At 40.8% G+C, this 12,829-nt stretch carries 13 protein-coding genes and 1 pseudogene; 6 read left to right on the top strand and 8 right to left on the bottom strand.

What is annotated here, in order from left to right; genetic code table 11:
• Nucleotides 1-4 precede the first annotated feature (4 nt).
• Genes DXB58_RS03805 through DXB58_RS03795 form a run of 3 tightly spaced genes read right to left on the bottom strand, consistent with a single transcriptional unit; the run spans nt 5 to nt 794 of the window.
• Nucleotides 5-226, bottom strand: coding sequence for a hypothetical protein (locus DXB58_RS03805; protein WP_008142557.1), 222 nt, complete (start codon nt 224-226; stop codon nt 5-7).
• Nucleotides 227-237: 11 nt separating this feature from the next.
• Nucleotides 238-453, bottom strand: coding sequence for a hypothetical protein (locus DXB58_RS03800; RefSeq protein ID WP_008142558.1), 216 nt, complete (start codon nt 451-453; stop codon nt 238-240).
• Entirely contained in the window at nt 450-794 is a 345-nt protein-coding gene (locus DXB58_RS03795) for a hypothetical protein (protein WP_008142559.1), read from the bottom strand. Before DXB58_RS03795 ends, DXB58_RS03800 begins: the two co-directional genes overlap by 4 nt.
• A gap of 963 nt (nt 795-1,757) precedes the next feature.
• Here DXB58_RS03795 and DXB58_RS03785 point away from each other — a divergent pair.
• From DXB58_RS03785 to DXB58_RS03765, 5 genes are all read left to right on the top strand, one after another.
• Entirely contained in the window at nt 1,758-2,477 is a 720-nt protein-coding gene (locus DXB58_RS03785) for a hypothetical protein (protein WP_122135953.1), read from the top strand.
• Nucleotides 2,464-3,486 (top strand): ComEC/Rec2 family competence protein, encoded by a 1,023-nt coding sequence (locus tag DXB58_RS03780; protein WP_008142566.1) that lies wholly within the window; start codon nt 2,464-2,466, stop codon nt 3,484-3,486. Before DXB58_RS03785 ends, DXB58_RS03780 begins: the two co-directional genes overlap by 14 nt.
• A gap of 352 nt (nt 3,487-3,838) precedes the next feature.
• Nucleotides 3,839-4,132, top strand: coding sequence for a hypothetical protein (locus tag DXB58_RS03775; protein WP_008142568.1), 294 nt, complete (start codon nt 3,839-3,841; stop codon nt 4,130-4,132).
• A gap of 10 nt (nt 4,133-4,142) precedes the next feature.
• Nucleotides 4,143-5,279, top strand: coding sequence for a hypothetical protein (locus DXB58_RS03770; protein ID WP_008142569.1), 1,137 nt, complete (start codon nt 4,143-4,145; stop codon nt 5,277-5,279).
• Entirely contained in the window at nt 5,276-7,405 is a 2,130-nt protein-coding gene (locus DXB58_RS03765) for a Mov34/MPN/PAD-1 family protein (RefSeq protein ID WP_008142571.1), read from the top strand. The genes DXB58_RS03770 and DXB58_RS03765 overlap by 4 nt, the downstream gene beginning before the upstream one ends.
• A gap of 626 nt (nt 7,406-8,031) precedes the next feature.
• On the opposite strand, the gene DXB58_RS03760 is transcribed toward DXB58_RS03765, so the two are convergent.
• From DXB58_RS03760 to DXB58_RS03740, 5 genes and pseudogenes are all read right to left on the bottom strand, one after another.
• The gene (locus DXB58_RS03760) at nt 8,032-9,195 is read right to left on the bottom strand and encodes an aldo/keto reductase (RefSeq protein WP_117934935.1); all 1,164 of its coding nucleotides are present in this window, start codon (nt 9,193-9,195) and stop codon (nt 8,032-8,034) included.
• Between the two features lie 12 nt (nt 9,196-9,207).
• Nucleotides 9,208-9,771: a flavodoxin gene (locus tag DXB58_RS03755; protein ID WP_122135952.1), complete on the bottom strand. Its 564-nt coding sequence runs from the start codon at nt 9,769-9,771 to the stop codon at nt 9,208-9,210.
• 76 nt (nt 9,772-9,847) lie between these two features.
• Complete coding sequence (locus tag DXB58_RS03750; protein WP_122135989.1) at nt 9,848-10,414, bottom strand: sugar O-acetyltransferase; 567 nt, start codon at nt 10,412-10,414, stop codon at nt 9,848-9,850.
• A gap of 39 nt (nt 10,415-10,453) precedes the next feature.
• On the bottom strand, nt 10,454-11,281 hold the full coding sequence (locus DXB58_RS03745; protein ID WP_004304034.1) for a carboxymuconolactone decarboxylase family protein: 828 nt from the start codon (nt 11,279-11,281) through the stop codon (nt 10,454-10,456).
• Between the two features lie 11 nt (nt 11,282-11,292).
• Nucleotides 11,293-11,649, bottom strand: a pseudogene (locus tag DXB58_RS03740) (putative quinol monooxygenase); the annotation flags it as partial.
• Between the two features lie 256 nt (nt 11,650-11,905).
• Here DXB58_RS03740 and DXB58_RS03735 point away from each other — a divergent pair.
• Nucleotides 11,906-12,802 carry an AraC family transcriptional regulator gene (locus DXB58_RS03735; protein WP_122135950.1) on the top strand — a complete coding sequence of 299 codons (897 nt, stop codon included), beginning with the start codon at nt 11,906-11,908 and terminating at the stop codon, nt 12,800-12,802.
• Nucleotides 12,803-12,829: the final 27 nt, after the last annotated feature.

The following is a 12,829-nucleotide window of genomic DNA, read 5'->3' as shown; positions in this document are numbered from 1 at the left end:
TGTTTTAGATTGTCTGTTTCAGTATCTCTCTCCAATAAGTCGGCTCCACCTCGCTCAAAAGGAAGTCTGTAAAGTCCTTCCGTGCGTCTTTGTTCAGTTCGTGGTAGAGTTCACGGAACACGGATATGTTGCCGTTGATGTACGTTTCCACCATGTACTCGAAGATGTTGTCCACCCCGTAGTATCTGCACTGCTGCGCTGCTGTCTTGCTGTTTCTCTTTGCCATGTCGGTAAGGATTAAAGGGTGAATAACCAAAGGATGAAGCCGAAGAAGACGATTGTGGAAAGAATAGCCACGATTATGCCTATCGCCACTCGGAACACTCCGTTTACTATCTCTCTGACAATACCCCAAAGGATGTCTAACACCCCAAAGACGGTGCGCACGATGAGGGAGCATATCGCAAACCCTATGTATTGCGCCATTTGTCTGAAGTCCATTGTTGCTGTCATAATGTTTCTTTTTGAAGTTCCACAATTCGGTCTATCCTGCCGTATAGGTATCTGCGAAGCCCTGTCTTGTCCGTTGCCTTGTATTCCGTCCATTGTCCGTATTGGCTTACGAGGTAGGTGCGGAGAACATCGGAGAAGTCAAACCTCCAGCCTTGCAGGGGGACTGCGTTCTTGAAGTAGGTGTTGCTGTTCACCTTTTCTGTGAGCCAATCCTTTTCCTCTCGGTTCATCTGTCCTCCGTTGTTCAGTTTCTCACGGAGATTGTAAACCTTACTGCCTTTCAGTGCTTCCAATGTCGGCACTTCCCAAGCCACGAATTTTGTTGCCATTGCTGTTCTCATATCCGTTTTGTTTTTGATTTTTTATTTTTAATGCGGATTCAAGAGCTGAGGGAGTTGAGTTTCAAACTATCTTATCTGCCTCTCGTTTATCCGACATTTTTTTTATGCGTCTTTCTGTCGCATCGGTCGTTTTCGTTTCGGGTGCTTAAAAAGGTAGGGATTAGGGAATGCAAGGTTTTTCGAGAAAAATACTACCCGCAGGGCTGGAGATTTTTCCCGAAAACAGGAGGCTTGACCTTGCTTTCCCGTCAAATCCCGGAGTTACCTTTGCGCCCAGAACGGAAATGACTGCCTGATGCGGCCCACTGAAAGGCGCGAAAATGGAGGTAAACGGAAGTAGAGGCAGATTAGACAGAAAACTTCAAAAGAGAAATCCGTGAAAAAAGGAAGTCCCCAACAAAAAAAGGACATAGCCGGTAGCGTGAAACCGGGCAAACCACCTGCAAGGAAGTATGGTTTTATCTGTCTGGCCGGACGTGTCGGGGCGGGCAGATAAAATCATTCTTCCCGGTTTGCCTGCTGTGGGTGACGGCTTGTTACATTTATGGACAAACGGTCATACACGGCTTTCCGCTTCCGGCTCAAAGGAACAGCGAAAAAGAAAAATCATCTGAAAAACCGTAAAAGCACCTCTTTGGCATAAGCACAAAAGAAATGGGCTTTGCCTCATCAGTCTAAACTGTTGCTTAGGCGTGAGGCAAAGCCCTTTTCTCAGCTTATGCGATAGTCGGCACACGTTCGTTCAAAATTCTTTTGGGCGATGGTGTACTGACGAATAAAGCCGCTTTTACGGAAAAAAACGATGAATGAATTTTTGTGTATCTCAGACACTGGCATAATGTCACAACATGCTGACATAACGTCATGATATTCTTAGTCGTAAAGAAATAGCACTATAAAATTGATTGGAACTGATTTTGGCATGAATATTGTATAATTAATTCTGTGTTAATTTAAGAAAAAATGAATAAGTACGAAAAAGAAGCAAGAGTTTATCCAGCCATCGTGGGTATGATAATCCCCATTATCTTGACTACATTGTATGTCACATCGTTTATTCCAGATACCTTGGACGTATGGAAATCAATAATTGCCAAAATTGGATTGTTTATTCCGGTAGCTCTAATTTATGGTGCATTAGCCTATTGGGTTCGTCAACTGTTTATTGATGCCTCAAAACAATTGTTTCAATTCCGTCTATTTAAGGAAGATGAAACAGAAATGCCTACAACAAAACTTCTTCTTTGGAGTAGCGCTGAGCGAAAATCTGAAGCGGATATAAAACAGATTGCGGCAAAGGTGGAGGCTGATTTTGGCATTCGGCTGTTGTCAAAAGATGAAGAAATTGCTAATCCATCCGAGGCTAAACGTGCTATTGTTGATGCAGTTGGAAAGATAAGGGAGGTAACTCGCAAAAACGAAAATCTTCAACAATATAATCGAAAGTATGGTTTCTGTCGTAACTATCTTGGAGCATGTGTGTATGCTATAGGTGCAATCATTTTTGCTCTTGTTGTAAATTTCATTCTAGAGATGCCATATACAAAAGTATTGATGATGGCTTTAGTTGCTCAGGTATTGTTTGGTATTATCAATTATGTATCTTACAAGTCCAAAGCCTACGATTACGCAAGAGCAATGTACAATGCATATATAACAGGAGCAGAGTATGAAAGAGAATAAAATGAAATATGAATATGAAGCCCTAAAAGTGGGAGATGCTGATGCAATACTTATCAGGCACTATATAGGTAATGAACAGTTCATCATATTGATTGATGCTGGCAATGCAGGTGATACTTCTATTATAAAAAAGCATCTTAATGATTATTATGGAAGTTATTACATAGACTTAGCTATATGTACGCATCCAGATAGTGACCATAAAGATGGCTTTTTCGATTTACTTCAAGATGATGAAATTACTATAAAAACATTCTGGCTAACCGATCCTGCCCAATATCTTGATGTCAATGACATACAACGTTACAAAAACAAAGAGAATGCAACAAAAGCAGTCCGTAAGATTTGGCAAAAATCTACAAACCCCAATCTCAACCTTATTGATTTGGCATTGGATAAATGCACAGAGGTAATAAGCGTAACCGATGGTGTCCAACACCCAATCCTTCCAATAAGCATTGTTGGTCCTTCGGATAAATATTATGGCGAGGTAGTAAAGGCAATGGTCGCAGACTATGGTATTAAGACATATGAAGATAGTTCAAAAGAAGCATACGATGATACGTTCAAGATTGACGAGAAGGATATAAAGAGTGTAATCGACAATGATGAAGATTCATCCCCTTACAATGCTTCTAGCCTAATTATCTTGTACGAACCAGAGGATGGCAAAAGACTACTTTTTGCAGGAGATGCAAATACTACCTCTCTTCAGATGATGCTGAACAAATACAAATGGTTGAGAAATGTGGATTTTCTTAAAGTTCCACACCATGGAAGCCGTAGAAATTTGAATACATCAATTATAGAGGCTCTTTCTCCCCAAAAGTGCTATATATCTGCTGCTGGCAATAAGAAACATCCAAGTGGACGTTTAGTGTATTGGCTTGCAAAATATGGAAACGTTTACTCTACCCATACTTGTAATTCCTATATACATTGTCAGTCGGCAGCTATGCCAAATAGAAATGGTACTGTAAAATTATATCCATTAAAGAAAAAAGAATAGAAAAAAATGGATACTTCCATCTGGCTGAACAAGTTCTGTTAGATGGAAAATATTCATTTTTCAAGTTTGCCAGCTGTGTGTGGTCGCTTGTTTCATTCATGGGATAGGTAGCCACACAGCTTCCTTTTTTCGCTTTCGGATTAAACTACTCGCTTTTACGGAAAAACTATGAATGAGGGAATAAAAAACAGGGAAATCATATCCAAATCTCGGATAAAATAGCTACTTTTGCATACGAAGAGTTCTTTGAAGGTTACGCAACGCGCAGAGGAATAATGCAGTAGATAAATTAAGACATAAGACTTACAAGAATAAGAAATATGTAAAGCGTGTAGATGAAGCTGTTAATTGTTTGTTGGATGTAACTAGATTCGATGATATACTGTTCGATTATAACTGCATCTATGGTTTTTATCGTAACCTGATTGCGACAATATTTATGGATGGTATTGTCTTGTTTGCTCTTGCTGCTATCAACAACTGGGGCTTGTCACTACCACTTGGACGTTTCTTCTTGTGGGGAGGAATTACCTGTGTTATAGTCTCGTTTATTACCACATGGTTTGCATATACAAATGGTAGAAGATATGCAAAGAGATTATATAACGTCTTCTTGAATTTAGATGATGATAAGAATAACTACTAAAAAATAAGCTATGGAACATATTATTAAATATTATCCCGTGGGCAATGCAGATTGCACGCTGATTAAGTTAGATAACGGCAAGACCATTATAGTGGATTGCCAAATACTTGAAGACCTGACTGATGGTCATGGTAAACAAGTAATGTTTGATGTAAAGGCTGACTTGCTGCAAGAGTTGCATAAAGATGTCGCAGGTCGTCCGTATGTTGACCTATTCATCAGCACTCACCCTCACGATGATCATTGCAAAGGATTTGTAGAAAACTTCTATCATGGAGATGTGGCTGATTATGACAAGGATAAAAACAAAGACGAGATTATTATAGAAGAGCTGTGGATTACTCCTCGTGGCTTAAACAATAATTTGTCTGCACCTGCTGAAGATATACGCAAAGAAGCGAAACGTCGTAGAAAGCTATACGATGATGATGCGAACTTCAATGGTTCTAAAGGTAACTATTTGAGGATTATCGGATACGATAAAGACAAAGAGTTCGACAGCAGATATTGTTACGTTCCTGGCAAACTCGTTACAACTGTTCATGGTGCAAGTCTGTCTTGGTTAGACATTTTCATCCATGCTCCGTTTAAAGAAGATGTTGAGACAAGTAAGAAGTATGACGACAAGAATGCAACATCAGTCGTTGTGCAGTTTGGTTTTAAAATAGATGGATATACTGGTTACAAGAGCCGTGTGCTTATGGGAGGTGATGCTGAATACGAAATTTGGCAACACATTCTTGACAATAACACAGATGAAGAAAAGTTGAAGTGGAATATATTCCTTGCTCCTCACCATTGCTCTTGGTCGTTTTTCAATGAATCAGACAATAAGAAAGAAATAAAACCGTCTGCAGAGGCTATATTGAAAAAGCAGATTGGTAATTCTGCACATATTATAGCTTCTTCAAATGAAATAAAGAACAATGATAACAATCCTCCTTGCTACGAAGCTAAACAGCAGTATATAAAGAAACTGAATTCTGGTTCTTCGCATTTCCTTAATACCGCTACACATAGCAAAGTAGGGAATATACCACAGCCCATTGTCTTTAAGATTAACGAAAACGGAAAGACACTTAGAGAGATTTCTACAGTGGCGGGAGCATCATCTATTTCTAATCCTGCACCACGAGCTGGCAGATGAAAGATTATAACCATAAAATAACAAATGGCTCTCCAATTAGAGGTGAATACCTAAAACTTTCGAGAGCCAAGGCAATCTATAAGGCCGCCATGGTACATCCTTACACAAAGGATGTACTGTGTTATGTCAATGGCAAGGGGGATGCCATTGTCAAAATGCGCATGACGCATCTTGAAATTCCAGACGAACCTATTTATGAAATATGGGACGAAGAGGAAATAGCAATTATTTGCCATTCAAAAGATATCAATATACCAGAAGTATATGCACTAAGAAAAGATTTTCCAACGGAGCTACCTCATTCAAATGCAAAGCCGTTTACACGGCCTGTATCATTATGTGTGTCGGATGTCGCATTTGCAGATATTCGACCACAGTTTAATGCACACGATTTCTTGAATTCCATAAGACGATGGTTTAGCTTGAATAGCATAAACAAATTGCATGAGTCAAACCGTCCACTGGAGGTCTTCTTCGGGTTTCAAGAAGTCTGTTGTATTTTGAATGAACGCTTAGGTGGTAATCCATATATTAAGTACTCCCCAAAGACGAAGTATTCTTCTACCTTGGAATTTGTTGAGAAAAGTAAAGCTACCCACTATTTAATTGGTATTCCTACAGAAAAAATCCATGCAAACAATTTTGTACGAATACCTCAAACGATGGGAGATTTGAAAGACGTCCAGTCAACTGACGAATTCTCTTTGACAGACAGTCTTTTGGCTGTTTTGACAAAAAGTGTAGCAGGGAAGGCTACACTTCCGTTAGTTATATCGATTTATATCACTCAGACAAGCAAAGATGACAAAAAGACTTCACAGGAATTGTTCCTCATCAAAACAAACTGTCTTCCTAAGGATATAGTACATAAAAAGAAGGTTCTTACTAAGGATGCGTTTGAAAAATGGTTTTATGAATTGTCTGTAGAAGTTGTACTATTAGAATTTATGACTTCACGTAGTGGAAACGCCATCAATAATGGAATCAAAGAATGGTTCAAGAAAGTGGGAGTTATCGGAACTGGCACACTTGGCTCTGCTGTAATCGATCATTTTGTGAGACAAGGATGCTCTGAAGAAATCTGTCTAGTTGATTGTGATATATTGTTGCCACATAATCTTAGCCGTCATACACTTACCACAGACAAAGTGATGACCTCAAAGGTTCGTGCCATCAATGATAGCTATCATGGCATCTTGTTTCAGAAAATAAATGCCATAGAAGGAAACTTTCTGACGTTAAGCCGAAATGATAGAGAGCGTCTATTTAAGGACACTGAGTTGATAATGGATTTTAGCACTTCCATAGCAGTTGAAAGGAAACTTGCAGACGAAGAACATACATTCCGTAGATGTACCTCATTCTTGAACCCCAAGGGTGATGATGTCGTGTTGCTAATAGAAGATAAGGACAGAAATTCTCGTCTTGACTTGTTGGAGATGGATTATTATCGTAATCTGATAGTGGATGAAAGGTTTGCTCTTCATTTGGAACAATCAGGAACCGTGCGTACGAATACTTTCAGTTGCAGATCAGAATCGATGATACTTAATTATGAAAATGTACGTGTATTGTCGGCCATCATTTCTAAACAAATCAGGAAATATTATACGTTGGGGCAAGCTTGTTTGAGTATTTGGCACTTTGATGCCGAAAAAGGAACAGTGTCAAGTTTGCCGATGACAATCACAAATTGGCACCACGAAGTATTGGGAGATATTCAAGTTTATATCTCCGATGCTGTAGAAAAAGAAATTCAAACAATGACATTCACATCACCAAATAAGGAAACTGGCGGTTGTTTGTTTGGTAGCTATGACCGCGATCATAATAGCATTTATGTATATTATATGGTTCCAGCTCCAGAGGACAGTATTCATAGCCCTGTATCTTTTGTTCGTGGATTTAAAGGATTGACTGCGGAATATGAGAGAATAACGAAATTGACATATCATCAAGTGCGATATTTGGGTGAGTGGCATTCGCATCCCAATATGCCTAACACTCCAAGTGAAACAGACAAAAAGCAGTTTAAAGAATTGTGGGAAGAACAGCAATCTCAGGATCTACCTTTTGTTCAGATGATATATGGTAATAATGGATTGTTTGTTGCTGCGGTAATGTAAGTTTCGAGTCAAAGGTTATATAAAAAAGGATAGTCTAATTCATCTGAGGACTGTCCTTTTTCATTTATTTAGGGATATTCAGTAAATATCCAAACAATTGTTCTACAGAATGATATAAAATTTGTAACTTTACAAAGAACCCCCGACAGACCTTCACAGGCTTGGTTCGGGGGTAATTCTTTAAAAAAACGTTGTGAAGTTACAAAAAATATCCCAAATAGAACCTACTCTGCCGTTGACAGAGTTTGATTTTCTAAAAAAATGTCCTTTCCTGAAATAGGTTGACTCGGTTTGCAAACCGAGTCAACCTATTTCAGGAAAGGACAAATACTTCAAAAAAACAATGAGTTATATATCGAAATTTGGTCATATTGTTATTTTTCACTATTTTTGCATTGTTCCAATTTAGCCTATCAAAGCTAAGCAGAACAGCGAACTCTTCACGTTGGATTAGACGTTGGACTTTGAAAACTTGATTAAATAAGATATTGGTACAAAAGGGATTACGACTTGAGTTCGAGTCCCGTACGCACCGCAAAGGAGAATGAGTAAAATCATTCTCCTTTTTTATTGATAATAAATGCTTATCTAATTCACAGTTCTATCTAATAGAGAAAAAGAAATTCTCAACGACCTACCTGCCGTTGCTGTTCTGCATTATATCGGTCTCCTATAACAGGAATAGCTACAACGGCATCCTCCAATTCTTTCCACTCCTCGGGCGAAAGAGCAAAAGACAACGTATATAGGTTTTCCTCGAGATGTGACAGTTTCGTCGTTCCGGGAATTGGCACGATCCAAGGTGCTTTCTGCAACAGCCAGCCGAGTGCTACTTGCGCCGAGGTCATGCCTCGCGTGCGGCCAAAAGCTTGTAGAACATTCACGATACGGGTATTCATCCGCATCGCTTCCGGCTGAAAACGTGGCAAGGTCTGGCGGTTATCATTGTTCGGATCAAAAACCGTGTATTCATTGATACAACCACCCAGAAAACCGCGATTTAACGGACTGTATGGAACAAACCCGATACCCAATTCCCGACAGGTGTCGAGCACTCCGTTTTCTTCCACCAAACGATGCATCAAATGATATTCACTTTGAATCGCTGTGAGCGGACATACAGCATGAGCCTTGCGAATACTCTCGGCACTCACTTCACACATTCCCCAACGCTGCACCTTCCCTTCTTTCATCAGGTCGGCGATAGTCGATGCTACCTCTTCCACCGGAGTATCCGGATCAGCACGGTGCTGGTAAAACATGGGAAGTGAATCAAGTCGGAGGCGACGGAGTGACTCTTCACAATAACGACGGATGGTTTCCGGGCGGCTGTTCTGACGCCCCGTGGCTTTTCCGTTAATTACCTCATGTCCGAATTTAGTCGTTACGTTAATCCGGCCTTTAAATTCGGATAATGCTTCCCCGGCTAGTTCTTCATTCGTTAGCGGTCCATAGATAATGGCGGTGTCGAAGAGCGTAATGCCACGATCTACCGCTTCATGCAACAAGCGGATGCACTGTTTCTTATCCGGATGTTGACTGCGGTTGTAAGTCATCCCCATCACACCGAAACCAAGTGCCGATACTTCGAAAGCCGCCTTACCTGTACCCAATACTCGATGCTCTCTGATACGTGCAATCCCATTATCAGTACGGGATGTTTCGGGTTGCTTCGTTTCAGATGCAAAAACCTTATCTAATCCAGTCGGCACAGCCAATGCTGCTCCCGCCAGTGCCGTCGCCTTGAGAAATCCGCGACGGCTAATATTCATTTTATTGTTCTCTTCCATAAATCTACGTTTTTATATTACTCCTTTCGCCCACTCTCCGGCTTGCTTAACGCTTCCGTTCAACAACTGCCCTTCTCCCCATGTAATTTTTGGATAAAGTTTCTTGAGTTGTTTTACACTATTAGTTATCGAGCTTCCTCCGGAAGTAGCGAATGGAATAACGGTTTTACCGGAGAAATCATATTTCTCAAGGAATGTGTTGACCGGACGCGGACATAAATTCCACCATATCGGGTAACCAAGGAATACCACGTCGTAATCTTTCAGTTCAAGCGCTTCTCCCCCCAATTCCGGACGTGAATTTTCAGTCGTCATTTCAATTGAACTACGGCTACTCTTGTTGTTCCAGTCGAGATCTGCCGAGGTATAGGCCGTAGCGGGAGTTATCCGGTAAAGTTTTCCGCCAACCGTTTTTGCAATGGCATCGGCAGCTTTTTCTGTAGTTCCAGTACAAGAGAAATAGGCAACCAGGATTTTCTTATCGGACTGTACATTAGTATCCGCTATCTGATTCTGCGCTTTTGATGAGCAGCTAAAGCAAAGGAGACTCATAAATATGAATATAATCTGTTTCATTTTATTTTGATTTTAAATATTTCTTATCACTAATTAATTTAGACATTATCACGATGGAGCAATCCCACAGGCGTTTTCATTCTTCTATTACTTTGATAAAATGTGCAGGAACACCACCTACAACCGTATTCGCTTCCACATCTTTTGTCACTACAGCTCCGGCACCTACAACAGCATTATCACCGATAGTCACTCCCTGAAGAATCGTCGCGTTAGAACCTATCCATACATTCTTACCGAGCACGATAGGTGCAGGATAAGTCGTTTTACGGTCTTGCGGAGCCAACCCGTGATTAAGTGTAGCAAAAACGACATTATGCCCGATTTGACAACCGTCGCCAATAGTCACACCACCATGATCCTGAAAATGACAGCAGGCATTAATAAACACACCCTCACCAATGGTAATATTCTTACCAAAATCCGTATAAAACGGTGGAAAGACCCGGAGCGACGATGGCACCTGATAACCGAACAACCCGGAAAGTAATCGGCGCACTTCGTCCGGTGTATGATATGCCGTATTCAGTTGGAAGGTGATACGTCTTGCCTCATTGCTCATATCGTCCATCAAACGATGTATTTCTTCTGTATTAAGCGCCTTGCGCATCTTTACATATTCCTTAAATTCCTCGGTAGTCATATTATTTCCTTTCAAAAGATAAAACAGGATTAACAAAAATCATCGTTTAGTCTGTTCGAGTTTGTTATACTCGTCATCTGTAACCGGTTCAAGCCACTCATTGGAAGTGTTTTCACCGGAAACTTCGAAAGCCAGATGAGCAAACCAACTGTCGGCAGCAGCTCCGTGCCAGTGTTTCACATTGGCAGGAATATGGATAACCGTACCAGGCAGAATCTCTACCGCCGGTTTACCTTCTTCCTGATACCAGCCTCGACCGGCTACACCGATAAGCATCTGTCCGCCACCTTTCGTTGCACGGTGAATATGCCAGTTATTGCGGCAACGCGGTTCAAAAGTAACGTTAGAAATATTCACCTGCTCGCGCGAAACCGGAGCAAGATAACTGTTACCAATAAAATACTGTGCATAGGCTGTATTGGGTTCGCCAATAGGGAAAATCATCTCACGCTGGAAAGCTGTTTTAGCATCCTCACCAACAATATCTTCAGACCATACTCCTTTTGCCAAATTGAACGCCGCCCACGCCTTCGGCCAACCTGCATAAAAACCTATATGAGTGATAATCTCTGCGATCTCCGTGCGGGTAATGCCGTTCTTCTTCGCCGACTGAAGATGATAAACGAGCGAATTGTCCGTGATTCCCATACTGATAAGGGAGGTAATGGTTACTAAACTACGGTCACGCAAACCGAGTTTGTCAGTGCGGCTCCAAACTTCTCCAAAGAGAACATCGTCATTGAGTTCCGCAAACTTGGGGGCAAACGTTCCTAACTGGTCACGTCCTGCCGTCTGTACTATCTTTTCTTGTGCCATAACATTGAGTGTTAAAATACTAAATACTGAAAATAAAAGGAGTTTATTCATAATCATTTCGTTTATTGAATGAAGTTATTAATGCAATTTGCGGGGTTAAGCGGCGTTTGGTCAGAGAGTACGAGAGTCTTAACCATGTGCAGCGTTCCTTGCTTGTACTTTTGAAAATGCTCCGATGCAATATGAGATTTATAAGCCTCCTGACTCGCATAAGTTTCAAGAATAGTTATCCTGCCGGGATTCTCTTTTTCGCTGACGGCATACATAGTCAGCACTCCCGGTTCAGTACGCAAGGAGACTTCACCCACTTCGGTCGCATATTTCATATATTCTTCAAGATACTCCGGATAAACCTCGATTTTCGATAGCCGTACAATACCGTCAGCCGCCATAGGTAATTTGGCGCACATACCAGGCTGTTGTTTTGTATCCTTTTTCCCTGTCATACTGCATGATAACATAACGAATAAAGACAAAACACTTAGAATTATTTTTCTCATCATCTTCTATCTTTTCATTGTTAAACTTCTGATTGCAAATTTACTGCGATAAAATGAGTGAGCTTGTATATGATTTACTGATATTTGTACCCAAATCCTCGATTCTGTAATAAAGCCATCTATATTTCAAAGAAAATGAATTATATTTGCGATAAAGAAAATTAAAGAAAGGATTATGGAAGAGGTTATTAAACTTGATGAGGTAGATAAATACAACAAACTTTTCGGACTCGAAACACGACACCCGTTGGTAAGTGTTGTCGATCTGTCAAAAGCAACGCAATGGCCGGAACATTTCAAGATCAACTACGGCGTGTATGCTCTTTTTCTGAAAGATACTTATTGCGGAAATATCATGTATGGCCGTCAGAACTATGACTATCAGGACGGCACGATTGTCAGTTTTGCTCCGGGACAGGTGGCAGAAACCAAGATGGTTAAAGATGTCCAACCAAACGCTCATGGCATCCTGTTTCACCCTGATCTGATTCGTGGCACAGCACTCGGTCAGGAGATCAAGAACTATTCTTTCTTTTCCTACGAAACCCGTGAGGCATTACACCTTTCAGAGGAGGAACGAGAGACCGTGATGGATTGCCTGCATAAGATTGAGATAGAACTGAAACACAACATAGACAAGCACAGCCGCCGATTAATTTGTGCCAATATCGGACTACTGCTCGATTATTGCATGCGTTTCTACGAACGACAGTTCACAACACGCGAAGAAGTGAACAAAGATATCATCGTCCGTTTCGAGCGGTTGCTGGATGAGTATTTCGACAACGAGACTCCGCTACGAGAGGGATTACCTACCGTTAAATACTTTGCCGACAAAGTATTTCTATCAACAAACTATTTCGGAGATATGATTAGCAAACAGACGGGACAGACCGCCTCGGAATATATCCAGAATAAACTGATCGAACGCGCTAAAGAAGCTTTGCTGGCAACAGACAAGACTACAAGTGAAATTGCTTACGGATTGGGATTCCAATATCCGCAGCATCTAAGCCGGATGTTCAAGCGGATTACAGGTTGTACCCCCAATGAATTCCGCTCACAGAATTAGTCTTTATATGAAAAAGGTAAGAATAAA

The sequence above is a fragment of the Bacteroides sp. OM05-10AA genome (assembly GCF_003439055.1).
Classification (GTDB): domain Bacteria; phylum Bacteroidota; class Bacteroidia; order Bacteroidales; family Bacteroidaceae; genus Bacteroides; species Bacteroides intestinigallinarum.
This window is presented reverse-complemented; position numbering and strand designations above follow the sequence as displayed.

What these genes read in the sequence shown, in the direction of transcription:
- DXB58_RS03805 (WP_008142557.1), bottom strand. Translation starts at nt 226, where the DNA reads ATGGCAAAGAGAAACAGCAAGACAGCAGCGCAGCAGTGCAGATACTAC.
- DXB58_RS03800 (WP_008142558.1), bottom strand. Translation starts at nt 453, where the DNA reads ATGACAGCAACAATGGACTTCAGACAAATGGCGCAATACATAGGGTTT.
- DXB58_RS03795 (WP_008142559.1), bottom strand. Translation starts at nt 794, where the DNA reads ATGAGAACAGCAATGGCAACAAAATTCGTGGCTTGGGAAGTGCCGACA.
- DXB58_RS03785 (WP_122135953.1), top strand. Translation starts at nt 1,758, where the DNA reads ATGAATAAGTACGAAAAAGAAGCAAGAGTTTATCCAGCCATCGTGGGT.
- DXB58_RS03780 (WP_008142566.1), top strand. Translation starts at nt 2,464, where the DNA reads ATGAAAGAGAATAAAATGAAATATGAATATGAAGCCCTAAAAGTGGGA.
- DXB58_RS03770 (WP_008142569.1), top strand. Translation starts at nt 4,143, where the DNA reads ATGGAACATATTATTAAATATTATCCCGTGGGCAATGCAGATTGCACG.
- DXB58_RS03765 (WP_008142571.1), top strand. Translation starts at nt 5,276, where the DNA reads ATGAAAGATTATAACCATAAAATAACAAATGGCTCTCCAATTAGAGGT.
- DXB58_RS03760 (WP_117934935.1), bottom strand. Translation starts at nt 9,195, where the DNA reads ATGGAAGAGAACAATAAAATGAATATTAGCCGTCGCGGATTTCTCAAG.
- DXB58_RS03755 (WP_122135952.1), bottom strand. Translation starts at nt 9,771, where the DNA reads ATGAAACAGATTATATTCATATTTATGAGTCTCCTTTGCTTTAGCTGC.
- DXB58_RS03750 (WP_122135989.1), bottom strand. Translation starts at nt 10,414, where the DNA reads ATGACTACCGAGGAATTTAAGGAATATGTAAAGATGCGCAAGGCGCTT.
- DXB58_RS03745 (WP_004304034.1), bottom strand. Translation starts at nt 11,281, where the DNA reads ATGAATAAACTCCTTTTATTTTCAGTATTTAGTATTTTAACACTCAAT.
- DXB58_RS03735 (WP_122135950.1), top strand. Translation starts at nt 11,906, where the DNA reads ATGGAAGAGGTTATTAAACTTGATGAGGTAGATAAATACAACAAACTT.